We start from the raw sequence: 25,858 nt of genomic DNA, 5'->3' as shown, positions 1-25,858 counted from the left end.
TGGAAGCGGGTGTAAAGGAAGTATCGATGAAGCGGAGACAGCGAAGAAAGCTGGCGCTGTTCCGTACTTATACAGGCTTTATCACGGATGCCTGGGCTTGGTCGATTAATTGGTCCAGCTTTTCTATTTTTTTTCGTGCGGTTGAAGGATCAATTTGGCGGTAATGATGGTGGCCGCCCGGCTCTTCATCCAGTTCGTCCGCTTTTTTGACAATCTGCTGCAGCGTGTTTTTATCTAATTCGCCTTCAGGCAAATAGGAATCTGTATGAAGCAAAATAGCTAGTGCAATCTCTTTTGCCGCTTTCGGTTCCTCGCCAAGCCGAATCAGAAGCTTATGCGCCCGTTCCGCCCCTTTAATGGCATGAATGTCATTTCTTTTATATTTCTCATAATCCCACTTTCCGTCTGTATACCATTCATAATGGCCGATGTCATGAAGCAGTGCCGCTTTTGCTGCTAAATCAGGATTAATGTCAGCCTTCACAGACAGCCTGTATGCATGATAAGCGCAGGCAATCGCATGTGCCACGCCGGAACGCTGAAGATATTTTTGTGCAATTGGATGGGTGAAAACATCCATTAATGTAACCTTTCTCATGGAAACCCCTCCTTTAGATATTTTTAGAATCCTAACATAATTTGCAGAGAAACTCAATTCTTATGTCACATCATTTTGATCTTCTTATCATCATTGTTATACCCTAAAAGCAGCGTTTCAGTCAGTATATGCGGCTGTTCAATAAAATGCGCTGGCTGTAGCCTTTTGTATAAAAAAAGAGCAGAAAATATCTGCTCTACAAAAACTCTTTAATATCATAAATGCGGCCGTTTTCCGTCCCTTTTTCTAGTAAAGAAAGCAGCGTGCCGGCAATAAAGTCCGGACTGCGAAGGCTTCCTGTTTCATTTAATTTCCGGAATCGTTCAATGTGGTGGAAATCCTTTTTCGATGAAGAACGGATGACGGCCTGCATCTCAGTGTCCATCACTCCAGGTGAGAACGAAATCATGTTCACCGGCAGCTCTTCATCCTCCTGTTCAAATCCGAATGTCCTCGTAAACATGTCGAGCCCGGCTTTTGAACTGCAATACGCGCTCCATCCCTTATATGGATTTTTGGCGGCTCCTGAAGTAATGTTGACAACCGTCTTTTTGCCGCTGTATGAAGCAAACCGTTTTGTAAACAGCTGACTCAAAAGCACGGGCGCAGTCAGGTTCAGCTGATAATGGCGCTGAAGCTCGTCAAGAGACGCTTCGCCGGCACGTTTGATCGGCGTTACCATTCCGGCGTTATTAATAAGGGTAATACCAGAATAACGATCTGGATCGATGGATGAGAGCAATGTTTCAAATTGCTGTTCAGCTTCTTCAAGATTGATGAGGTCTATTTGATGCTGCGTTAGTTTTTTGTGAGAGACATCCGTTTTCGTTCTGGATAAGGCGTGGACTTCATGCCCCTTTTCTAAAGCCTGTAATGCAATGGCTTGACCCAGCCCTTTTGAAGCTCCGGTGATGATATAAAGTTCCATTGGAAACCTCCTTTTCCGTTATTATTGTACGGCACCGCTTTTACACAACACAAGCACGCGGCCTACGCCTTCTTGTTTTCCTGCGCTGTGACTTTTGGGATGAGGAACACGATGCCTGCAATTCCGAGCAGGATCAGTACGACATAGATCATCGGCAGCAGCAATGATGATGTTTCTTGTTCATCTTCTGTTTCCGTTGATGATGTCTTTGTCATTGGTTTTTCAGCAAAAGTAATTCCAAGCTGTTTCGACTGGGCCGCAATCGTGTTGGAATCCTCGGCATTTGTTGATGTAAACAAATCTTTTATCAGCTCGGCGTCCTTGTCCTTCGGTTTATCAAAAGTGATATCCTTCTGTTCCTCAGGCAGTTCTGTTTTTTCTTCATAGTAGGTATCTTCATGTAAATAATTCGTATCGATTTCGATGTCTTTTTTCTCATACTGGTTTGGCGCGACATCTGTATTTTCTTCAGTTTGGGCAGCAGCGGCAGAGGGTATGAAAAGGGAAAAGGAGAGCATACAAATCATGATCCCCTTTTCCATGCTGCGATTACGCTTCATACGTTTCATCGCTTTCTGCTGTGTGTTCAGCCATCAGCCGGATAATCAGCGGCAGAGCCGCGGCAATCACCGTAATGATCAGCAGAACTGTTATTCCCATTGTAAACAAGTGCCCAGTACCGTACTGGATGTCGATATATACTTTCGAAACCGGATCTTCAAATGTAAAGTTCGGCATGATCAAATCAATAAGCGGTGCGACATAGAATAGAATCATTGCCGCTGAAGCAACCCAGCCAGGGATTGATCCGAATCTGAATGCCGTCCGGATGAAGGCAGAGCTTGCGACCAGCAATAGAATCGTAAACACCGACCACTTAATCGTCTGATCGTCCGGCAGTGAATAAATATTCAAACCGAACAAGCTAATCATAAGTCCGACAAGGATATTCAGAATTCCGAATAACGCTCCTTTGACGAGAAGCGGTGCGTTTTGGTAATACGAGCTGAAATAGCCGATTAACAGACTGCTGATCAACACAATGACAAGGATGACAACCGGAGGTACCGTCTGAATTTTTTCTTCCGGAACCTCTCCGCTGATTTTAAGCGGATTCGCCAAGTAATCATATACATAGCCATTGTTTTGCCCGTCTACTAATGTATTTCCGAGTATGCCGTATACGTCATTGCGCACGAGTTTCGTGGAGGCGACATTTTTCCCCCAGTTGTTGTTTAAGGTGTCGGCTTTCGCTTGAACATCATTGACGCTTTGCTGCATGTTGGTTGTGTAATCAATGATGCCTGACTGGCGATCAGACAATGAACCCATCATGTCTGACATTTGCAGCACTTCCTGGCCGACCGTATCTTGGACACTCAGTGCCATGGTGCCAGACAGCCCATCGTTGCTGAACGTCGCAGATTCCTGTGTTGCGCCCGTTACAAGCTGTTCTGACGCTTTTGCGGCACTTTCAGAGATTTTCGTCAGTTCGTCGAGAACACCTGCTTGAGAGTCACGGATAAAGCCGCTGTAGTCATCCGCAAACTTGGTCATTCCGTCGATGAAGCTGTTAATGTCTTCATCAGTTTGCATCGTGTTGTTCTTGAGAGCTTCCCAGCTGGCTGATTCTTCAGGTGAGAGAGCCAGGACTGATTTGACGTTGCCCTGCTGGCCGTCAATAGCGCCGGCTTTTGCAGCACTGTCAATCGTACCGGATAATACAGAATCATAAACAGATAGATATTTATAGTATCTCATTAAAGCGGAGATGCTTTCTGTATTGATTTCTCCTGAAAACTGAAGCTGATCTTTATTTTCAAGCTCGCGAATCGCACTGTAAATCCCTTCAAACTCCCGCTTCCGTTTCGCTTCGAGTCTTTTGAGATTATCATCGAGTGTTTTCACTTGGTCTTTGAGATCATCTATTTCATCATTTAGACCGTCCATTTGCTCTTTCAATTCTTGAAGCTTCTTCTTCAGTGCTTCATTATGTGTATTTTCTTTTTCCTTCAGCTCTTCTTCGATTTGCTTAATTCGTTCTGACGCTTTGCTGAGCTGTTCTTTTGCTTTGGCGATATCAGAAATGTCATCGTTTCCTGGTTGATCTTGGTCCCCAGGCTCCGTCGTATCTCCGCCGCTACCGGTATCTCCTGAATCTCCGGTTCCGCCTTCATTTGCCAGCTTGATAAATTGAAGGGCTGAATCAGAAGATGCAGTCTGTTCGGTAGATGTGCCCGTTTCGGTTTGTCCGCTGTCGGACGCACCATCAGAGGCATCGCCGTTCTGCTCCTGACCGTCTGTTCCCTTCTGCTGGTCTTGATCGTGAGTACTGCCGTCCGTTTGTCCGTCATTACCGGTATCACTGCTGTTATTGTCGTTCCCTGTGTCGCCCTGTGTATCATCGGGATTTGTACTGCCCCCGTCATCAGGTTTTTCTGGATTATCAGTGGACGGATCGTCTGGTTCAGTACCCGGGTCCTCCGGTGTTGGGTCCTCTTTTTCAGGCTCCTTCAGATTGTCTGAAATATCCTGAATATCAGCAGCGATATTTTTCAGTTCTTCACGCTGTTTTTCAAGATCAATTTTGAGTTCTTCAGGATCTTCTTCTTTAGGGTCTTTATCTTTATCATTGTTGTCAGAACCATCGTCTATGACTGGGTCGTCCCCTTTCGCAACTGTCAATGCCTGACGTGCCGGGACAAGCAATTCATACACCTGATTTAGTGCAGCCTGTCTTGATGCGGCCTGATATTGTTCGATTAAATTACTTTGGATTTTTGCCATGCCAAGTTCCTGCTGGGACACTTGCCCTTCCCTAATTTGCTGGGCGTTTGCCAGCACATTACTGGTTTGTCCGAGCTGTGTCTTCGCTTGGCTGATCCCAGTTGCCAACCCGCTCATGCGTTCGCTGAACTGATTCGCCTTTTGCTGTGCTTGGATGGCATCCAGACCTGTCCGGATTTGCTGCTGTGTTGAATCTTGGGCTGCCAAAAGCAGCTTTTTCTGATTTTCTTGATATTCTTTGTATCTTTCAACTGTATCAATGAATTCTTTCAGCGTGTTTTTGGCTTCCTCCGCTGTAGAAGCTTTTTCTTTTGTCGTGCCTTGCGCTTCATTCATTGATTTCTTCAGCTCATCGATTAAGTCTTTTTGCTGTTTGATTTCACCTGCTAAATCATTAGAGCTTGGTTTGTAAAAGTTGTACATGACATTCTGGAATTCAGATTCTTTATTGACGATCTTGTCAAATTCTCCTCTGACGTTGTCCACTTTTTGTGAAACAAAATTCCAGTATAAGGCCGACATTTTTTTGTTCATTGTCTTTTGGGCATCCTCAAGCTCACGCTGAACTTTTTCTTTGTTAACCGCATTCAGGTTATCTTGAATGCTGAATTCGAGCGTTGCTTTTTGAGGATGGTCTTTGTCATAGCTCAAAATGTTTTTTGAGAAGTCTGAGGGAATGTAGACGATCGCATCGTATTTCTTTGAAGCGAGACCGGTCTCGGCCGCGCTTCGGTTTACGACCGTCCACGAATAATCAGGACGTTCACCCAGAACGGCCGCTACTTCCTTGCCGAACTGGGCGGATTTGTCCTCTTCATCAGACTTTACCTCATCACTCAATACGCCTGTGTCTTCATTCACCACCGCGATTTGCCGGGTGGAATTGACTGCTTTTTTCGTTGGGTCGTCTCCGATAAATCGGAAAAACAACACCGGCAGCAGCAAAATGATGATGACGGCGGATATTAACTTGATCAAGCTTTTTCGTTGTTCTGTCATCTAGCACTCTCCCTTTCAGCAGAACATAAAGGAATTTGAACTTTTTGCTCCTTCCCGTTTTCCACAACATATCCGAAGCCCGGCTGAATCTCAGGCTCCTGTCTTTGGTACGGGAGAGGAATGACATTTTGCTCAGATTTTTTCATCAGCAGAATCGCGTGGCGGATTTGCTTCATCTCAGTCGTCAAGGAGTCATAGCCTTTTGAGAATTCGCTGTGATTTCCGCTCGGGATAAAGCTGAACCCAAGATGAGCGTATGATTTCATGAAGTTAGCGAGACGGTCTTGTATTCTCGTATCAATCGTCTGCTGGAATCTCGTTATCCCGTCAATCATCAGCACCACTTGTGAGAATCGCAGATTTTGCGCGTCTCCTTGGCGGACGGCTTCTACATACATGGCCTCTCTTGTTTTGAAAATGTCTTCTGCTGTTTCAATCCACTGCTCAATATCTTCTTTCGTTTCCAAATATGAAACATCTGATTCCTTCGCATAATGAGATAAGCCGCGGTCAATCGAGTCAAACAGGCCGATCATTTCAGTTTCATCATCAATCAGATGTTCGAGCATTACTTTTAAGACGTTTGTTTTCCCGCGCTGAGTCTGGCCTAAAATCAGGCAGTGCTTATGCTTGCCTAAATCAAAATAGACTGGGCTGACTGTTTCTTCATGAAGCCCGATCGGTACAGATAAAGGCTTGCGTTCCAGCTTGAAGCGGATAGAAAATTCTCTCGTCGACAAGCTCTCAGGCAGCATCGGAATCGGTGCCGGCTGCTCCATTGAAGCAAATCGCTCTTGAAGTTTCTGTACGTCTGATTTCAGCTCGTTGAACATGCCGATATCATCATCAGCGTCAACAGGCAGGAACATTTGCGCGAAATAAAGCTCTTCCTTTTGAATGATGACGCGTCCCGGAATCGGCTCAAGATTGAATTTCGGACGGCCGTAAATGGAATATCCTTCTGATTGATCCATGAGATAATGGACAACCTTTGTTTTCAAGTTATTTAACAATGACTGGCGGACAGCATTCACCCGCGTTGCTGTCAGCATAAAGTAGATACCCAAGCTTTGTCCGTCTCTGGAAAGCTGGACAAATTCCGATTCAAGCTCATGCATCTCATCCTTGACAATGTCAAAGTTGTCAATGGTGATAAAAATGAACGGAAGCTCTTCTTCGCTCAGCGCATTGTACATTTTGATGTGGCTGATTTCTTTTTCCCGGAACAAACGTTTACGGCGGTCAATTTCTTCTTTGATGCGAATCATGAACTTTTCAATTTTCCTTGACTGGTCCATCAGGAAGTAATCCGCGGTATGCGGGAGCTTCGCTAATGGCAGCAGCGTTCCGTTTCCGAAATCAAAGATATAGACATGAAGCTCTTCAGGTGTGTATACGTCCGCAAAGCTCATCAGGAACGTTGCGGCTGTAATCGATTTTCCGTAGCCCGAAGAGCCGAAGATGCCGATATTTCCATCTTCCATCATCTTATAAGCAATTGGCGCCTGTCTTTGCAGATCAGGTTCATCGACATACGCAAAGTGGAAATGGTCTTTTTCGTCTGAAGGGAAAAGAGTGCGCGGAATACGTTCCGCAAGCGGCGGCAGCCAAGGGCTTGGCAGCTTCTCGATTCCCATTTCATCTTGGATGCGTTCAATTTCGTCAACTACAGCTTCGATTTCGGTTTGAACGTCTTTTTTCGCGTTATCTTCGGTATCAACCTCAGAAAGCGGGATCAGACCCGTATCTGTAACAATCGCGATTTCATCCTCGGTACCGTAGACTTCTTCTAAGTAAGGCGCCCCGCTCCATGCAGATTGGAACAGCTCATACACTTCATTGTTTCCGACCTGCAAATAGCCGCGGCCTGTTACGGTAATGTTTGCGGCATCGCTGTTTTTCAAAATTTCTTTACTGTCGGTGGCATCCTGGACCTTGAGCGCTACTTTAAAGCGCGAGTTACTCCAGATCTGGTCGTCGATGATGCCGCCTGGCTTCTGTGTCGCCAAAATCAAATGAACGCCGAGGCTTCGTCCGATACGCGCGGCACTGACAAGCTCCCTGATAAAATCAGGCTCCTCGCTTTTCAGCTCGGCAAACTCATCAGAAATTAAGAACAAGTGAGGCATCGCCACTTCTGCTTTCCCCTGCTTGTACAGCTTTGTATAGTCATTGATGTGATTGACTTGATACTGGTCAAACAGGCGCTGCCTTTTTTTCAGCTCGCTTTTAATGGAAGCAAGCGCACGCATACTGAAGTTTTTGCTTCCTTCAATATTTGTGATCGTGCCGAGGAGGTGGGGAATGTTGCGGAACGGCTGCGCCATTCCTCCGCCTTTATAGTCAATTAATAAGAAAGCCGCTTCGTGCGGATGAAAATGCACGGCAAGTGACAAGATGTAAGTCTGGAGAAATTCACTTTTCCCTGATCCCGTTGTCCCCGCAAGCAAGCCGTGCGGACCGTGTGCTTTTTCGTGAAGGTTCAGATACACAATGTCATCTTTCCCTTTATAGCCGATCGGCACTGACAGCGACTTCGACGATTCACTTGTCAGCCACCTTTGCTGAATGTCGATTTCTTTTACTTCCTTTGCATGAAAAAGCTCCAGGAACGATACCGTTTCCGGAATGGAATTCGTAATGCCGACCTGGTGGTTCAGCGTCCGCAGCGTGCGTGAGAACCGTTCGTTGTCCTCACGCTGATGATGATCGAGACGGAACGGAATTCTTACCGCTTTTTTCTTTTGTATTAAAATGTCGCCTTCATGCTCATTGATGTAGCGGACAAGAGTTGTAATGTTTTCCGACAAGCTTTCCTTTGTTTCCGCTGCGACAATTGTCGAGATGCCCAGATGCTCATGCTGTCCTTCTAAATATTCGAGAATGACATGCTCAGAGATCAGCTGCTGATTCGTGATGACAAATACAAAATGCGGTTTGAACTGCAGTTTTTCTTTGTCATCTTCGAGATCACGCTCTCTGATCAATTCGTAAAGTGAAGACAGGAGCTGATCTCGCGTTTGCTCATTATAAATAAATCCTTTTGCATAAATATGGGGCATTTGAAATTGCGGAAGCCACTTCATCCACTCCCAGTCTTTATACTCTTCTTCATGAAAAATAAATACAAAACGCAAATCGTGATAGCTGTTAAAGAACGACAGCTGTCCGATTAGCTGGTGAATCTCATTTTTCACAATTTGTGATTTACCGACAAGCCCCATCGGACCTTCTGCCAAATCGACCGTCACCGGCGCATTGCTGATATCTTTATAGACGCGCTGCATGTGCTGCGATTTCTCCATGAGGTCATCGATATCACGATTCGCCAAGTCTCCGCCGCTCATATTGATTTCATAGCTTGACGGAACTGTTCCCGTCCCAAGCCGCAGCTGGAGATAATCCTTGCTTTCAAGTGATTTTTCCCAGATCCGGTCACTGATTTCACTTGTTAAGTATTTCATTTGTTCAAATGAAGGAAAGTGAAATTCAAGAACCTGCTTTTGCTTTTCAGCAAGTGCCTGAAGCTCTTTCCGCTTATTGTCTAAGTAAAGCTTATATACACGCTCCCGTTTTTCCTCGCGTTTTTTCCGCTGGTTTTTATCCCGGAAATATTGCACTGTCGAGGTAATGAGAGTCATCATAAACATCGCCAAAGAAACGAGTATAAATATACCGCGCGGCTGGATGATGGCAACTACGCCCATCACGATCAGCATCACAAGCGGAGGCAGGATGACGAGCCACAGCCCTCTGTTGGTTTGATCGCTCTCCTGAGAGGGGAAACTGAAAGAAACGCGGTCATCCGGCAGATCGTATACCATCCGCGGCGTTCTTCTGTACTGCGGATATTTTTTCTGCATCTCTGTACTCGGTTTGACCGTTTCTGTTAACGCTGTTTCAAAATGGGCATAATGAACAATTTCTAAAAGGTCTTGTTCCGTCACCCTCATTTGCGTGAAGTTCCAGAATATTTCATCCCCCGGCTTGAGCGGCGTATTGGCGTTGATCTTCTCTCCGTTCAAGAAGATCGTTCCGCTTTCAGGGCGGACCGACCAGTGACCGCCTGAACGAAGCATAGAAAACGTGCTTTGTTCTGCAAATGCAAAATCTTGCGGATTCAGATAAATATCTGCATTCGTTTTTTCTGAGGAACATACAATTTCATCCCGATTTCCCGTAAAATAAACGGATTTCTCAGGTTCACTGCCCGTCAATATCAAGCGTATATTCTGCTGATCCGTTTGGAGAGTAAATGATGTATCCGCCTCAATCGTGCCGAGACAATCATTTCCCAGGAAAACTTCGTATTGGCCGCCGGATTCCTTTCTTTTAAGAGAAATCACTCCGCTATTAAATGGAATGGAGCTGATCGTAACGGAATCCTTCACATCAGGCCCTATGGTCACCGGATGAGACGACGGGAGGTTAGAAAGATTTAATTTTTGAACGTTATTTTGGTAAAAAACCCATAATAGACTCAAATGGCGAACCCCCTTACGGCCGAATGGCAGCATGCGATGACCTGTGCTTCATGTCTCACGTTATTTGTCATCTTTTTTCTCATCTTTCTTTTCTGTTTCTTTTTTCTCGTCTTCTTTTTTCTTCTGTTCTTCTTTTTTGGCTTTTTCCTCGGCTGCGGCTTTTTCTTCTGCCGCTTTCTCTTCTGCTTGTTGTTTTTCTTCGTCTGTTTGTGTCTGTTCTTCGCTTGTATCGACTAACGATGTTTCAGAATTAGACTGTTTATTTTCTTGACGTTCTTTTTGGGCTTTTTCAAGCTCACTATTTACTGAGTCAAGTTCTTTTTGTATATCTTCATCATTTGTATCCTCAGATAAAAGCTGCTGTTTATATTTAGCTAGGGCAAAGTAAATATAATCATTGTATTCAAGCTTACGGCCGATACTGATCGCTTCTTTGTATTCTCCTCGACCATAATCAATCCAATACAAGAAATGCTGAGGGTCTGATTGAAGGGTGACTAAGTTATTTTCTATATTTTTGGTTTTTGCACTCCCCAGGTTTTCGACCTCAACATAGGACGTCGCCAGCTGATACTGCACCGATTCAGGCAGGCTTTCCGCATCATACTTGGACAGTGTGCTGATGACTTCACTGTACTGCTTGTTTAAGAACGCACGGTTGCTGTCCACTATCGCCTGGTGCTTTGGCTGCGCGAAAAATAAGGCGTACATCGAATAAATAAGTGCCGGTACAAGCAAAACAATGAGCCCCAGGCCGATATATCGCTGGATGTTCCACTTCTTTCTCGGGATATGTATGTATGTTTTTGCTTTGGCTTCGAGCTCATCAATATGGGTTTGAATCAGCTCGAGCAAATCATCATAGGATTCCGCATCTAATATCGCCTTTGCCTCTGCGGAGAACGTCAGCGTTTCATTGAATTTCAGGTAGTCTTCAAACGCAAAAGCGCCGTCAACTGCCAAAGCCGCTGCCGCTTTCAGCTCCTGCCATACTCTTTCCTCATCACGCTCGTAAGGAGGAATGCTTTCTTTTACTCCATAATGGAGAAAATAAGGCGTAAGCCCTTTATCGAATACAATGTTTTCAGGAGCGACAATCAAATTCAGCCTCGACAGATTGTGCTGCTGTACGGCTTGAACAAGCTGATAGGCAAACTGCCATTTACTTTTTTTATCCTTAGCTTTCATGAAGCGGAATGCTTTATAGGAGGAGGGAGGTTGGATTGTGATGATTACTTCATCATCCGTCACATCGATTTCTTTATAAAAAAATGGATTTATATCTTTGATCACGTTAGCTTCAAGACCGTCGAGAAGCTTTATTTTTTCCCGTTGAAAGGTAAATGTATAGCCGGCATCTGTTTTCTCGGCAACAGCTTCTAATTGGTTTTCTAAATATGATTTTTGTTTACCTGACATTCAACCAGATCCTTTCATAATATTTCAAGCCGGTCTCCGTTTGTAATGCCGCAATCAGACAGCTTGCATTCTCCGGAAAACACCTTATCCTTGTTCACCACTCTGATCCAGTGCCCTTCGCGCGGAGGCATAGATACGCTTTGGGCCTGCCAAGCAATATCAATTACTTTTTTCACCGGGTGGTAATCTGACAATCTGAGATCAAAGACACTGCCGTTATAATGTTTCAAATCTATTGTAATATCAATATACATTTAGGATCACCCTTACATAGAAAGAGCGCCGTCTTCTTTTGAATCAGGCGCTCCTTCCCTTTCATACTGTTATCCGCGGATTTGATTTGCGATGTCTTGGTCAGTAGACTCAAGTGTATTTGCTGTTTGATCAAGCTGCTGATTCACATCTTGAAGCAAATCTGACATTTTGATAAATGAAGGTTTGAGCTGCTCGTATTGATCTGCGAACGCTTCGCTTGAAGCACCTTCCCACATGCTTTTCAAATCAGAGATCATTCGGTTTAAACGATCAACCTGATTTAATACTTCTTGGCTTTCAACGCCATATTGCTTCGCCATCGCTCTTAGCTCTTCGGGTGTGACACGAATTAATCCTGCCATATTCCTCATTACCTCCTGTGCCATCAGCCTAAATATGGGCTAATTCACTTATTTTTAGAACGTCATTATTATAAAAACAGTTTTTCGGCATAGTCAAACAAATATGTTTTAATTTTACAAAATGAGTCCAATGGTTTACCCCGAATCACTTAAAAATGACATATAATGTAAAGTAAATAGGTTTATTTTCTTAATCTTCTCTTCATTCTCCGAATAATCCAAAAGACCCAAATAACTCCCCAACTCCCAAAAAAAACCTTTCAGAAAATTTGATGCTACAGCACCATTTCTGAAAGGTTCAATTTTTTCTTTCCTTAATTAGTCTCGCCTCCGATGACTTTCTTAGAAGATTAATAGGATAAGCTGTCGTATTATATGAGGCATACAACTGTCCTGCAAAGAGGCGATTACACCGCCAAATGTATATAGAACGTTTCTCTCATGAAATTGTTTTTTTGCTTCTGTTCTTTGTTGTTGATTTTCACAAACAACAACAATCATAATAAAAGGAAGGGGATGAGATGTCAAAGAGAAATCAAGCAAGTAGGGAGATTTATGACCATGCCGAATGATCCGTTTAAATATAGTTTTGACAGACTTGAAGATGTGGCTGATCATATCAGCGACGTTCTGCGGTGCCCGATCACCATAGAGGATGTTAACCACAAGCTGCTTGCCTACAGTACACACAGCGACTGCACAGACCCTGCCCGGACGTCTACCATTATTGGCAGAAGGGTACCGGAGAAGGTGATTAACAAGTTGTGGAAAGACGGGACAATTCCAGCTCTCTTAAAAACGGACCAGCCGATCAGAGTCAAGCAAATTGATGAAGTTGGGCTGAGCAATCGCGTCGCTATTTCGATTTGGAAAAACAAGCAAGTGCTTGGCTTCATATGGGCGCTTGAGATCCAAAAAACATTGTCCGATGAAGATCTGCTGACATTGCAAATGGCAGCAAAAGCAGTGAGAAATAAGCTTCTCAAACTTCAAATCAGAAAAACGAAAAATGAAGAACGCAGCCAAGAATTTTTCTGGAAAATGCTGACCGGACACATCCATCAGGAGGATGATATGGCGGATGGGTTCCATAAGCTTGGAATGGCCGCTCCTTCAGAGTTTTCCGTTATGATCATCCGCATAAATGGCGAGCTGACTGAAAAAATCGAACAGCAGCTGCAATATTTACAGGAAACGACCCAGCAGGTTTACGTGCTGCTGGCGACCGTAGATTCCAATGAACTTATTATATTAACCTCACCCAAAACAGATCATCCTTTTCAAGATTTAAAACAGTTTGCTTTCAGTACGCAAAAACAGCTGAAGGAGCGGTATAAAATAGAAGACGTTTCTATCGCTTTTGGCGGAATATACAACTCTATTTCTTTTGTCTCCCGCTCCTATCAGGAAGCATTGTCCGTCTTAAAAACGAAGGAACGGTTCGCTGAAGAGACCAAACATCTTTTCAGCTTTTCCGAGTTAGGCATTTATCAATACTTAGATGTCTTAAATGAAAAACGGAAACAGGCGGGCCATTATAATTACTCGCTTTCCAAACTGGAACAATATGACCGGGATCACCAGTCAAATCTGGTAGAGACGCTAGAGCGCTTTATTGAAGCGGACAGCAACGTGAATACCGCTTCCAAGCTGTTAAATATACACGTTAATACGTTGAATTACCGACTCAAGCGGATCAGCCAGATCGCTGAAATTGATTTGAAAAATGTGAATCAAAAATTCACCATCTATTTAGATATCAAACTTCGGCACATGGATTTGTGAAATTTCACAAATCCATGTTTTTTTATTTTCTTAATCAAACAAAGAATTTTCCAAAATATCAAGCTACACTAAAAATATCACAGATACAGGAGGAGACAGATATGATCATAGGGGTTCCTAAAGAGATAAAAAACAATGAAAACCGTGTCGCATTAACACCCGGGGGCGTTTCTCAGCTCATTTCAAACGGCCACCGGGTGCTGGTTGAGACAGGCGCGGGCCTTGGAAGCGGATTTGAAAATGAAGCCTATGAGTCAGCAGGAGCGGAAATCATTGCTGATCCGAAACAGGTCTGGGACGCCGAAATGGTCATGAAGGTAAAAGAACCGCTGCCGGAAGAATATGTTTATTTCCGCAAAGGACTTGTGCTGTTTACGTACCTTCATTTAGCAGCTGAGCCTGAGCTTGCACAGGCCTTGAAGGATAAAGGAGTAACTGCCATCGCATATGAAACGGTCAGTGAAGGCCGGACATTGCCTCTTCTGACGCCAATGTCAGAGGTTGCGGGCAGAATGGCAGCGCAAATCGGCGCTCAATTCTTAGAAAAGCCTAAAGGCGGAAAAGGCATTCTGCTTGCCGGAGTGCCGGGCGTTTCTCGCGGAAAAGTAACGATTATCGGCGGCGGCGTTGTCGGGACAAACGCGGCGAAAATGGCTGTCGGCCTCGGTGCAGATGTGACGATCATTGACTTAAACGCAGACCGCTTGCGCCAGCTGGATGACATCTTCGGCCATCAGATTAAAACGTTAATTTCTAATCCGGTCAATATTGCTGATGCTGTGGCGGAAGCGGATCTCCTCATTTGCGCGGTATTAATTCCGGGTGCTAAAGCTCCGACTCTTGTCACTGAGGAAATGGTAAAACAAATGAAACCTGGTTCAGTCATTGTTGATGTAGCGATCGACCAAGGCGGCATCGTCGAAACTGTCGACCATATCACAACACATGATCAGCCAACATATGAAAAACACGGGGTTGTGCATTATGCTGTAGCGAACATGCCGGGCGCAGTCCCTCGTACGTCAACAATCGCCCTGACTAACGTTACTGTTCCATACGCACTGCAAATCGCGAACAAAGGGGCAGTAAAAGCGCTCGCAGACAATGCGGCACTGAGAGCGGGTTTAAACACCGCAAACGGACACGTGACCTATGAAGCTGTAGCAAGAGATCTAGGCTATGAGTATGTTCCTGCCGAGAAAGCTTTACAGGATGAATCATCTGTGGCGGGTGCTTAATTCACAATGAGCTTGCAGAAAGATTTCTGCAGGCTTTTTTATTTTTTAAAAGGAAAAAAGAGACCATTTCACGAATTATGACTATGAAGTTGATCATAAAGGAGGATTCATATGGCTGTTCAGCAATATGGCGTGTTAAAAGGCATAGTCTTAGACATGAAGCGGGAAACAGATGATGACAGTCCTCATTTCCAAGTCAAAATGCTCGGTGAAGAGAATACGTATTACAGGTGCGCCATCAATGTGATGTCCAGTTCTGAGGAATCTGAAGTTTTGTATTTGGCTGACGATCAGTTTGATTCGGGCTCAATTACCATCCTTCCGAACATGCCGTATGGATATACAAGGATCAATGAAGCAAACCGTGAAGTGGCACTGGATTATGTGCGGGGCAATTTGTTTGACCCGCGGGAAATGAAGCCTTTGCCTCATGAAATCACGGGACCTGATAATGATTTAAATGATTTTATTGAAACCTATATGAAGAAAGCACAAGATGAGAAAGCGCCGGTTTATATATTCGGTTCAAAATTCGGACCTGAACAGGCTGCAGATAAAATATTCGGCTTTACCCCGACCAACGGAATGCACAATATCCATATGAATCAAGGGAATGCAATGGATACCCGCTGGAAAAAAGACAACGGCTCTTGGCATGACGGGGGTATTCTGATTCAGTTTGCAGATCAGTGGGCCGCTGTGTTTTTAGCGTTTTTATCCCAATCTTGGTGTACCGATGAAAACGGAAACCCGGTCAGGGATTGTGATCATACCCAAACGTCTGCGTAAGATAGAAAAAGAGACTGCAGCGAGCAGTCTCTTCGGAAGATTGTTGACAAAATCCTAAAGCGTTTTTAGGATTTTGTCATGTTTTCAGCGTGATTGAAAACCCTTGAACTCTAGGAAAGATGAGCATTGGAACGGAGCGAATGTTCTAATTCGTGAGCACCAACGCGCAGACTTGACAACGAATGCGAGGTTTTATCGACACGCTGAAGAGACTGCGGCTAGCAGTCTCTTTTTGATACGATTACACATTTTCAACAGTCTTTAGGCTGTTTGGCCTCATATCGCTCCAATGCGATTGGATATAGTCCAAACAAGCTTCACGCCCTTTTTCCTCATGAACGACTGTCCAGCCGCTCGGCACATCTATAAAACCGGGCCATAGGGAATATTGGCCTTCTTCATTGATCAGCACCAAATACGTGCCATCCGCATTTTCAAAAGGATTTGCCATTCTATTTCTCCTCCCTTATTTATTCAACTCTTCCAATTTGACAGCGAGAACCTTGCCGATTTGAGCCAGAGGTTCCGGCTGACATAAATCTTTATGACGGCAGTCGATGTCGATTTGTTCAATCTGTCCGTTAATATAAGGCTTCCACGAGTCAGGTTCAATCGGATCAAACCATTCAGGAATGATTGTTGATCTGAAAAACAAAACATTTCCACGGAAGGTTTTCGGCTTATAGGAGCCTAAAATGCCGACAGAATTGACATACGTATTCTTCAAATTTAAAATGACCGTTTCATCCAAGCTCGCAAGCGCACTGCCGTCTCGGCGAAGAATCTCAATCGCCGCTTCAAAATCTAGCGGTTTGTCCCCTAAGCTGTCTGGATCGTACCCGCCTAACGCCAGAAGGGCAATAAGCGCTTCCTCATCATCCGGTGCCTCTTTTATAGGAAGGAAGTGGTTCGGATAGGCATCCAGCATCACCAATAGGGAAACTTCTTCTCCTTGATTTTGCAGCTGGGTGGCCATCGCTTGAACGACATTCCCGCCCAGGGACCAGCCCAGCAGATGGTACGGGCCTTTTGGCTGGACCGTTCGGATTTGTTTAATGTAATCGGCAGCCATGTCATCAAGTGTTTTCGGAAGCTCCTCACGCTGCCCGATTCCCCGTGCCTGCAAGCCATAGATCGGATAATCCGTTCCTATATTCGTCATCAAACCGGCATAGCACCAGCTGAGTCCCCCTGCCGGATGAACACAAAATAAAGGAGGCTTGTCTCCGCTTGTTCGGAGCGGCAGCAGAACGTCAAGAGCGCTTTGGCTTGATCCCATTTCAAGTCTTTCAGCGAGCCCAGCTACAGTAGGTGCTTCGAACAAGTTGCCGATGCTGAGTTCAACGCCGAGCGCTTCACGAATGCGGCTCATGAGCTGTACAGCAAGCAAGGAATGTCCGCCTAAATCAAAGAAACGGTCATCAATGCCGACACGCGGCAAGTGAAGCACCTCCATAAAGAGGTCACAGAGAATTTCTTCCTGCGGCGTTCTCGGCCCTCGTCCTGTCACTGCGAAATCCGGAGCGGGCAGTGCTTTACGATCAAGCTTTCCATTCGGTGTCAGCGGCAATTCTTTCATCGTCACAAAGGCAGCAGGCACCATGTAATCCGGCAGTCTCTCCGCAGCATATTTGCGCAGTTCCGCCGTATCAAATGTTTCTTCCGAAGGGATGACATAAGCTGCCAACCGTTTATCTCCCGGCTGATCCTCACGAACGATCACTGCCGCATCTTCAAGCTGCGGATGCTGAACGAGTGCGGCTTCAATTTCTCCTAATTCAATCCGGAATCCCCGAATTTTCACTTGATGGTCTGCACGGCCGACATAGTCGAGAGAACCGTCAGCGCGGAGGCGGGCCACATCCCCAGTGCGGTACATCCGGGTGCCTGGAGGACCGAACGGATCAGCTATGAAGCGTTCAGATGTTAAACCAGGCCGGCCTAGATAACCTCGTGCTAACCCCGCTCCTGATACATACAGCTCTCCGGCAACACCCGGCGGTACCGGCTGCAGGCGTTCATCCAGCACGTATACACCAAGATCGGGAATGCCGCAGCCGATCAAGCTGTTTGCCCGTAAAGCTGCCATGCTTCGGTCTAATTCGATATAGCTCACATGCACCGTCGTTTCTGTAATACCATACATATTGATAAGCTGCGGTCTATTTTCAGGGTGGCGGTTGTACCAATCCTCTAAACGGCTGAGTTCAAGCGCTTCTCCGCCAAAAATGACATAGCGCAGACTGAGTGCCTGTCCGAGATCCGGCTGTTCCCGTTCCGCCTGCATAAACTGATAGAAAGCAGACGGTGTCTGGTTCAGAACAGTCACCCCCTCTTTGACAAGCAGGCGCAAAAACGCTTCTGGCGATCTGCTGACGTGGTGAGGTACGATCACAAGACGTCCGCCATGCAGCAGAGGACCCCAGATCTCCCACACCGAAAAATCAAACGCATAGGAGTGGAACATGGTCCAGATATCGTCTGAGCTGAAACGGAACCAGTGCTCGGTCGCTGCAAATAAACGTGTTACATTTTGGTGAGGAATCATCACACCTTTTGGAACACCAGTTGAGCCGGATGTATAAATGACATATGCCGTATTCAAAGGCGAAAGCGGCTGAGTCCTATCCTTATTTTTTGGATTCTCTGCAGGGTACGTGTTTAGTTTCTCTGCCAGCTCGGGATCATCCAGCACGATTTTCGGCACGTTTTCAACTAGCGGAATGTGATTTGCAGCTTTAGTGTTCGTCATGATAAACGCAGGCTGTGCATCTTTTAGCATAAAAGCAATTCGATCAGCCGGATAATCCGGATCAAGAGGGAGATAAGCTGCCCCGGCTTTTAGCACCGCCAATAGGCCGACAGCCATTTCCAACGATCGGGGCAGTGCCAATGCCACAAATTGCTCCGGCCCGACACCTTCACTAATCAGCATTCGGGCAAGCCGGTTTGCTCTTTCATTCAGCTCTGCATAGCTCAGTGCCTGATCTTCATATACAACGGCAATAGCATCAGGACGTAAAGCAGCCTGCTTCTCAAACTGCTCTGGCAAACTTGCGTGCGGAATCTTTTCAGATACACTTTGCCAATCTGTCACCATGCTGTTGCGTTCCTCTGGCGCAAGAATATCCAGATTTCCGATTTGCTCGTCAGGATCAGACTCGGCAGCCTCCAACAGGCGCATCAATCGGTCAGCAAGAGCCTGAGCAGTTTCCCGCTTGAAAAGATCAGTGCTGTATTCAAGCAGTCCTTCCATTCCGTTTGGTGTCCCGTCAGCAAGGCGATCTTCACTGATTTCCAGCGTCAAATCAAACTTGGCAGAACCGACACTGTTGATTCGCAGGCTGCTCTCCATATCAGGAAGATGCAGTTCAGCGTCCGGTGTGTTTTGGAACGCAAGCATGATTTGGAATAAAGGATGCGTCGCACGCGAACGAGCCGGATTGAGTACCTCTACTAGTCTCTCAAACGGCAGATCCTGATTGTCATAGGCGGCCAGATTCACTTCCCGTACTCTGTCTAGAAGCTCGCGAAAGCTTGGGTCACCGGACGTATCAGTTCTGAGCACCAATGTATTAATGAACAGCCCTACAAGATCGCCCAGCGCATCATCATTCCGTCCCGCGATCGGACTGCCGATCGGAATGTCGGTGCCCGCCCCGAGCCTTGTCAATAAAGCGGCGAGACCGGATTGAAGCACCATAAACAGGCTCACCCTATTTGCGCGAGCTAGCTCCTGCAATCGCTTGTGAAGCTCGGGCTCAATACGAAAATGAATCGTATCTCCATCATGACTCGGCTCAGCCGGACGTGAATAATCGGTTGGCAGTTCAAGCTGATCAGGCAGGTTTTTCAAGGTTTCTTTCCAGAAAGCAAGCTGTCCGGCAATCAAGCTATTTGGATCATCCTCGTTTCCAAGCAGTTCTTGCTGCCAAAGCGCATAGTCTGCATACTGCACAGCAAGAGGCGCCCATTCGGGAGATCGTCCGTGGCAGCGAGCTGCATAAGCCGTCCCAAGGTCTCGGGTCAGCGGTGTTAAGGACCAGCCGTCCCCGACAATATGATGGACGAGAAGAAGCAGCACGTACTCGTCAGGACCGATCACAAAAAGCTCGGCACGAAAAGCAGGTTCAGCTGCAAGATCAAAGCTGTAGCGTACAGCTTCGGCAAGCCGATCAGAAAGCTCCTTCTCAGCAATTTCAGTAACATGTAACTCAGGATGGGCTTGATCGACATCTAAAATATGCTGATAGGATGTCCCCTGTGATTCAGGGAAGATCGTCCGAAGGCTTTCATGACGGCAGACGAGGTCATAAAGTGCCGCTTTCAGCAATCCTTGATCCAACTCACCCGACAAACGGACAGCAACCGGAATATTATAAGTAGGACTCGGTCCTTCCAGACAATGCAGGAACCATAGCCGGCGCTGGGCAAATGATAGCGGGATCTTTTCAGGCCGCTCAGCTCTCTGCAAAGCGGGACGTGCACTCTGCGCCAGATCAAGATGGGCAGCGAGTCCGGCTACTGTCGGTTCGTCAAAGAGCTTGGCGATACCAAGTTCGGCTCCCATTACCTCGCGAACGCGGCTCATCAGACGGGCTGCAAGAAGAGAATGGCCCCCAAGCTCGAAGAAACTGTCATCGATACCGACGCGTGCCAAACCGAGAACCTCTGCAAACAAGTCACACAATATCTCTTCCTGAGGAGTCCGCGGGGCCCGATCACTGACAGATGTGCTGAAGTCTGGTGCCGGCAGTGCTTTCCGGTCAAGCTTGCCATTAGGTGTTAACGGCAGCTCGTCCATCTCCACAAACGCTGCCGGTACCATATAATCAGGAAGACCAGCCCCCATATAACGACGAAGCTCTGCAGTATCAATAGCAGCATCAGCGACTACATAAGCCGCCAATCGTTTGTCTCCCGGCTGATCTTCCCGCACGACAACCGCGGCCTGTTCAATGTGCGGATGATTGGCAAGCACGGCATCAATTTCTCCAAGTTCAATTCGGAATCCGCGAATTTTGATTTGATGATCCGCCCGCCCGATATAATCCAAAGACCCATCGGCGCGCCAGCGGGCCTGGTCTCCGGTCCGATACATCCTAGTTCCCGGCGGTCCGTATGGATCTGCAACGAAGCGCTCCGCCGTTAAATCAGGGCGATGGAAATAACCTCTGGCCAAGCCGGTGCCTGCAATATAAAGCTCTCCGACAACGCCCGGCGGCACCGGCTGCAATCCATTATCAAGCACATACACCTGCGTGTTCCAAATCGGTTTCCCAATCGGAGGAACGCCCTTCAGCCCTTCTTCAAGAAAAGCTGCTGCAGACCAAATCGTTGTTTCAGTGGGACCGTATAAGTTCGTGACTGAACAATGAAGGTCTTGAAGCGCCTGCAAAAGACCGCTCGGCAGCGCCTCGCCTCCTACAAGCACTCTAAGCCCCCGAAGTTTCTCAGGTTCACTCGTTACCAAAGCGTGCCACAGTGTCGGTGTCGCCTGCATGATGTTAATATCGAAATTTTCAATCATTTGACCTAATGCCTGCGGCTCACGGATCGTTTCTTTCTTTGCGATCACGATTTGCGCTCCGCTAATCAGCGGAAGATATAACTCCAATGCTGAAATATCAAAAGCGACAGTCGTCACAGCCAACAGCCTGTCTTCTTCTCCTAGAGAAAATGCCTCCTGCATGGACAGCAGAAAATTGCTTAAGCTTTTCTGTGTCACAACGACTCCCTTCGGTCTTCCTGTTGATCCTGATGTATAGATGATATACGCAGGATGGTCAAGAGAAACCGATACATTCGGATTGTCAGGCGAATAGCGTTTTATAATCTCCTGTGTAACAGCCTGATCAAGCACAAGCTCCGGTACAGCCAGGTCATCAGGCAGACTGGCTGCTATTTCCTCAGTCGTTATGATGCATGAAGGTTTCGCATCCTCCAGCATGTAAGAAATACGGTCGGCTGGAAACTCCGGATCAAGGGGGAGATACGCCGCACCAGTCTTGAGCACACCAAGCATTGAGGCCACCATCTCAGGGGAACGCGGCAGCGCCAAAGCGACAAATTGCTCCGGACCAATCCCTTTTTCGATCAACAGACGCGCGAGGCGGTTTGCCTCTTCATTGAGCTTATGATAGTTGACTTGAATGTCATCACACATGAGAGCGATACGTTCTGGCGTAAGAACTGCCTGCTTTTCGAACATGTCCTGAAGGCTGACCAGCTTCTCGGATTTTGCCGTCTCATTCCATTTAGAAATGACTTTTTCTTTCTCCTCTGGCAACAGAAGCTCCATGTGCCCAATCAGCATGTCCTCTCCGGCAGAAGCCGTTTGCAGCAGCTGCAGGATACGCCGCTGATGAAGCTTAATATCAGACTCACTGTATACCTCGGGATTCGCATCAACATCAATTCGCAGCCCGCTGCCGTCTGTTCTGTCATATACATTGATTGATAGATCATCAACAGGACCGGCTGAAAGATTATGCGTTGTGCCCCGGGCGCCGGCAAAGTCGAGACCGTAATCAAACGGCATAAGATTGATTTGAGGGCCAAATAATCTATGATTTTCTCCTATCAATTTCAGATCGCGCCGAAGCTCTTCATGGCGATACTTATGATGTCGCCGAATACTGCGGATTTCCCGGGAAATTTGCTGAATCAGTTCAGAAAAGCTCATCGAAGAGCTTACCGTCAGCCGGAGCGGGAGAAGGTTCATCACCATAGCCGGTACATTCAGTGATGCAGACCCTATCCGACCCATCATGGGCAGGCCGAGCACAACATCCTCAGAGCCGGTCATACGGTGCACATAAACAGCTGACACCGCAATCATGACTTCATGCCAGCTTCTTGAGAAATAGCGCGCCGCTTCTTTTAACGCGTTTACATCAGACGGAGGCAGATATGCCGTATGACGAAGAAAACTGTTAGATGTTCTTGGCGCCCGATCAGCCAAGCTCACAACTTCAGGTGCATCTGCAAAACGGTCCAGCCAGAATTGACGATCCTTCTCATACTGCTCTGATCCGCGATAATCTGTATCCTCCTCCAAAATGGCCTGGAGAGACCCAAAGGAACGGCCTTTAGCTGTTTGTCCTTTTATAAGCGCAGTATATATACTTGCCACACGCTGGGCTATCAGGGAAAAACCGAAGCCGTCGATCGCTATATGGTGAATGCGCTGATACCAAAAGAAACGATCAGGCCCGGCAATAAACAGAGCTTCATTAAACAAAGGGTCATGCCCTAAATCAACCGGCTTTGCTAAATCAGCTTTCATCCAGTTTAATGCTGTTTTTTCCGGATCAGGCACAGAGCTGACGTCAATGACGTGCAGCTGTACATCCGGAGACGGGTTTATCATCTGCCAAGGCCCGTCCATATTTTCACCGAAGCGGACATGCAGCGATTCCGCTTCCTTGATCACGTGCCGCAAAGCTTCTTCAAAAAGAGCAATATTGATTGGTCCATTGATTTCTATATATTCCGCTGTATTGTAGATTGGATTGTCCGGATCAAGCTGCTGAGCAAACCATATGCCAGTTTGCGCCCCGGTCAAAGAATATTGAAGATCTTTTGTATCAGGCATCCGTTTGTTTACCCTCCTTTTATAAATAATCCGCGCTTGGCAGCACTTGCTGGCTGCGGGTTGTGAGCAATTTCTGCCATTCTTCGATCGTTGGGCGTTCAGCCAATTCTACGAAAGTCACCTCTGCCCCTTCACGGCGCCATTGTTCCACCAATGTCATGATCCTTACCGAATCAAGACCGCGATCGAGCAAATCCTCTTGATCTGTGATGTCTTCCGGTGTTTCTTGTAGAAGCTCAGCAATTTGTTTACGGATATTCTCACATGTAAACACCTTCTTTTTGCCAGTGTTTGCTGACGTTTTTTGAACGTCTGCCGGCGCATTCTGCAGCTGATCAAGAAGACTGTCAGTCATCACGGTAAACGCACAGCGTCCAGCTGCATAGTCCAGCGCCATTTGATGTTTTTCTAATGAAAAATCAGCAACTGCATCTCCCACAAAAAAGGCTTTAATATCCTCCATAAATGCTTCACATGCTGTAACAAGACAGCCGATATGGGCGTAAATTCCTGTAATGATCAGCTGATCGCGTCCCTCTTTGCGCATCATTTCAAGCAGATTCGTTCTCTTAAACGCGCTGTATCTCCATTTTGTCAGCACAAGATCATCATCCTCTGGTGCCAGCTCGGTTATAATTTTCTCCTCATAAGGACCGCTGTTTAATCCCGGGCCCCAAAAGTCAGTCAGCAGCGCCCGGTCAGCCGGATTTTGGCTTCCCGGCTGTGCGGTATAGACAACAGGAATCCCAAGCTGAACACATTGATTCTTCAGCTTTCGTATATTCGCTGAAAGCTCTATTACCGGAGACGCTCCCGCTGTGAAAGCATCGACAAAATAGTTTTGCATATCGTGTATTAACAAGACAGCCCGATTCGGATCAGGCACCCATGATACTTTGTTTTGCGGCATATCAGATGCTGTCGGCATTTGATACGGCTGAATGGCAGGTATAGCCATTTGAACACTTCCTCTCAAATTGTTGTTTTATTTTTTTGACCCTGCAAGAAGTTTCTCGGAAATAGCTTCACGAAGAGCCTTTTTGCTTACCTTTCCTACCCCTGTCTGCGGAAAGGATTCGACAAATTCAACTCGATCAGGGATTTTATATGCCGCCAGTCCGCGCTCTCTCAAAAATGCTTTGAGCTCTGTGGCTTTTGGGGCTTCATCCCTGGGAATAATGAACACACAAGATCTCTCACCAAGAAACTGGTCAGGCATGGAGACCATTGCCGCATCATGGACAGCTGGATGCGCCAGCAGATGATTTTCTACCTCTTCAGCCGCAACCTTTTCTCCTCCACGGTTAATTTGATCCTTCGCCCGGCCTTCAACGACAATATAGCCGTCTCGTGTCAGCCTGACGATATCACCCGTACGGTAAAAACCGTCCTCAGTAAATGAAGCGGCGTTATGCTCTTCTGCCTTATAGTAACCTCGAATTGTATACGGTCCCCGCGTCAGCAGATGGCCTGTTTCACCAGGTTTTACGTCGCGATCATGATCATCCCAAACACGCACTTCATCATATGGGGACATCGGTCTTCCTTGGGTGTTGACAATGATCTCCTCAGGATCATCCAATCTCGTATAATTGACGAGACCCTCTGCCATTCCGAACACCTGCTGCAGCGTGCAGCCGAAAACAGCTTTTACCCTGCGCGCGGCTTCAGCACTAAACTTGGCACCGCCGACCTGCAACACTTGAAGGCTGGATAAATCGTCACGGCGTGAGGATGCCGCATCCATCCATACCATCGCAAGAGGCGGAACAAGAGCGGTTATCGTGACCTTTTCGCGTGCAATCAAAGGAAATGCGTCATCTGGACTTGGAGAAGGAGATAATACCACTCTTCCTCCAGCGTATAATACGCCGAGAACGCCAGGTGAGCTCAGCGGATAATTGTGTGCCATCGGCAGCGCGGCCAAGTACACCGTGCTGTGGTCGAGCCAGCAGACCTCCACACTCCGCTTCAGGCTGTATATGTAGTCATCGTGGGTCCTCGGAATCAGTTTCGATAGCCCGGTGCTCCCGCCAGAAAGCTGGAGGAACGCCACATCCCAAGATTTGACTTCAGGCAGTTTTACAGGTTCTGTATGCAAATCCTCGAGCGGCAAAAATTCCTCTGCCTCACCTGCGACAATGATGTTTTTCAAAGTCGGCAGCTTGCTTTGAACCTGTCTGGCAAGCGAACGGTAGTCAAAACCGGAATATGCGTCGGGAATGATATATGCAGCCGCTTCAGCAAACTCGCAAAAATATGTAATTTCACTGCTTCGATGAGAAGGCAGTGCGAAGACTGGAAGCGCCCCCAGACGGAAAAGCGCGAAAATGACTTCAAAAAACTCTTTGATATTTGGCAGCTGCACCACAACACGATCCATCTGTTGAATGCCGAGCTTTTGAAATCCGGCAGCCAGGCGATCAGCCCTTGTGTCAAGCTCTCGATAGCTCCAATGGGTGTTTCCGCATGTAATGGCAATGCGATCACCATATTTGGCTGCTCGGTCCCTTAACAAATCTCCAAACGTTTCACCGGCCCAGCAGCCGTTCTTTCGATAGGTCTCAGCTAACTCATCAGGCCAAGGCGTAAATCCTTTCAGCATGTTGTATCCCTC

General features: G+C 46.7%; 15 protein-coding genes. 3 read left to right on the top strand and 12 right to left on the bottom strand.

Annotated features, from left to right (window positions below; translation table 11 throughout):
* Nucleotides 1–67: 67 nt before the first annotated feature.
* From ACQVGT_RS04905 to ACQVGT_RS04870, 8 genes are all read right to left on the bottom strand, one after another.
* Nucleotides 68–598: an HD domain-containing protein gene (locus tag ACQVGT_RS04905; protein WP_003244444.1), complete on the bottom strand. Its 531-nt coding sequence runs from the start codon at nucleotides 596–598 to the stop codon at nucleotides 68–70.
* A 196-nt stretch (nucleotides 599–794) separates the two neighbouring features.
* A complete protein-coding gene (locus ACQVGT_RS04900; protein WP_014477842.1) occupies nucleotides 795–1,526 on the bottom strand; it encodes a (S)-benzoin forming benzil reductase in 732 nt (243 codons plus the stop codon).
* 62 nt (nucleotides 1,527–1,588) lie between these two features.
* Nucleotides 1,589–2,044, bottom strand: a complete 456-nt coding sequence (gene essA / locus ACQVGT_RS04895) for a type VII secretion protein EssA (RefSeq protein ID WP_010886603.1) — start codon at nucleotides 2,042–2,044, stop codon at nucleotides 1,589–1,591.
* Between the two features lie 31 nt (nucleotides 2,045–2,075).
* The gene (gene esaA / locus ACQVGT_RS04890; protein WP_015384527.1) at nucleotides 2,076–5,312 is read right to left on the bottom strand and encodes a type VII secretion protein EsaA; all 3,237 of its coding nucleotides are present in this window, start codon (nucleotides 5,310–5,312) and stop codon (nucleotides 2,076–2,078) included.
* Nucleotides 5,309–9,796: a type VII secretion protein EssC gene (gene essC, locus ACQVGT_RS04885; RefSeq protein ID WP_041518030.1), complete on the bottom strand. Its 4,488-nt coding sequence runs from the start codon at nucleotides 9,794–9,796 to the stop codon at nucleotides 5,309–5,311. Before essC ends, esaA begins: the two co-directional genes overlap by 4 nt.
* A gap of 60 nt (nucleotides 9,797–9,856) precedes the next feature.
* A complete protein-coding gene (gene essB / locus ACQVGT_RS04880; protein ID WP_015384529.1) occupies nucleotides 9,857–11,215 on the bottom strand; it encodes a type VII secretion protein EssB in 1,359 nt (452 codons plus the stop codon).
* A gap of 14 nt (nucleotides 11,216–11,229) precedes the next feature.
* Nucleotides 11,230–11,469 (bottom strand): ESX secretion system protein YukD, encoded by a 240-nt coding sequence (gene yukD, locus ACQVGT_RS04875; protein ID WP_003228763.1) that lies wholly within the window; start codon nucleotides 11,467–11,469, stop codon nucleotides 11,230–11,232.
* 69 nt (nucleotides 11,470–11,538) lie between these two features.
* Entirely contained in the window at nucleotides 11,539–11,832 is a 294-nt protein-coding gene (locus tag ACQVGT_RS04870; RefSeq protein ID WP_003220661.1) for a WXG100 family type VII secretion target, read from the bottom strand.
* A gap of 516 nt (nucleotides 11,833–12,348) precedes the next feature.
* Here ACQVGT_RS04870 and adeR point away from each other — a divergent pair.
* The 3 genes from adeR (at nucleotide 12,349) to ACQVGT_RS04855 (ending at nucleotide 15,644) form a co-directional block, all read left to right on the top strand.
* Nucleotides 12,349–13,617 (top strand): sporulation transcriptional activator AdeR, encoded by a 1,269-nt coding sequence (gene adeR, locus ACQVGT_RS04865; protein WP_046340264.1) that lies wholly within the window; start codon nucleotides 12,349–12,351, stop codon nucleotides 13,615–13,617.
* A gap of 101 nt (nucleotides 13,618–13,718) precedes the next feature.
* Complete coding sequence (gene ald, locus ACQVGT_RS04860) at nucleotides 13,719–14,855, top strand: alanine dehydrogenase (protein WP_014480718.1); 1,137 nt, start codon at nucleotides 13,719–13,721, stop codon at nucleotides 14,853–14,855.
* A gap of 111 nt (nucleotides 14,856–14,966) precedes the next feature.
* Complete coding sequence (locus ACQVGT_RS04855; RefSeq protein WP_003228755.1) at nucleotides 14,967–15,644, top strand: YukJ family protein; 678 nt, start codon at nucleotides 14,967–14,969, stop codon at nucleotides 15,642–15,644.
* A 241-nt stretch (nucleotides 15,645–15,885) separates the two neighbouring features.
* Here the strand turns inward: ACQVGT_RS04855 and ACQVGT_RS04850 are convergent, their stop codons facing one another.
* Genes ACQVGT_RS04850 through ACQVGT_RS04835 form a run of 4 tightly spaced genes read right to left on the bottom strand, consistent with a single transcriptional unit; the run spans nucleotide 15,886 to nucleotide 25,846 of the window.
* Nucleotides 15,886–16,095, bottom strand: coding sequence for an MbtH family protein (locus tag ACQVGT_RS04850; protein ID WP_015384531.1), 210 nt, complete (start codon nucleotides 16,093–16,095; stop codon nucleotides 15,886–15,888).
* A gap of 15 nt (nucleotides 16,096–16,110) precedes the next feature.
* On the bottom strand, nucleotides 16,111–23,241 hold the full coding sequence (gene dhbF / locus ACQVGT_RS04845) for a non-ribosomal peptide synthetase DhbF (protein ID WP_015384532.1): 7,131 nt from the start codon (nucleotides 23,239–23,241) through the stop codon (nucleotides 16,111–16,113).
* Nucleotides 23,242–23,260: 19 nt separating this feature from the next.
* Entirely contained in the window at nucleotides 23,261–24,199 is a 939-nt protein-coding gene (locus ACQVGT_RS04840) for an isochorismatase (RefSeq protein ID WP_015384533.1), read from the bottom strand.
* A 27-nt stretch (nucleotides 24,200–24,226) separates the two neighbouring features.
* Nucleotides 24,227–25,846 (bottom strand): (2,3-dihydroxybenzoyl)adenylate synthase, encoded by a 1,620-nt coding sequence (locus ACQVGT_RS04835; protein ID WP_015384534.1) that lies wholly within the window; start codon nucleotides 25,844–25,846, stop codon nucleotides 24,227–24,229.
* Nucleotides 25,847–25,858 lie beyond the last annotated feature (12 nt).

The organism is Bacillus sp. SCT118, assembly GCF_058566435.1.
Note: the sequence above shows the minus strand (reverse complement) of the source record. Positions and strands in the feature narration are given on the sequence as shown.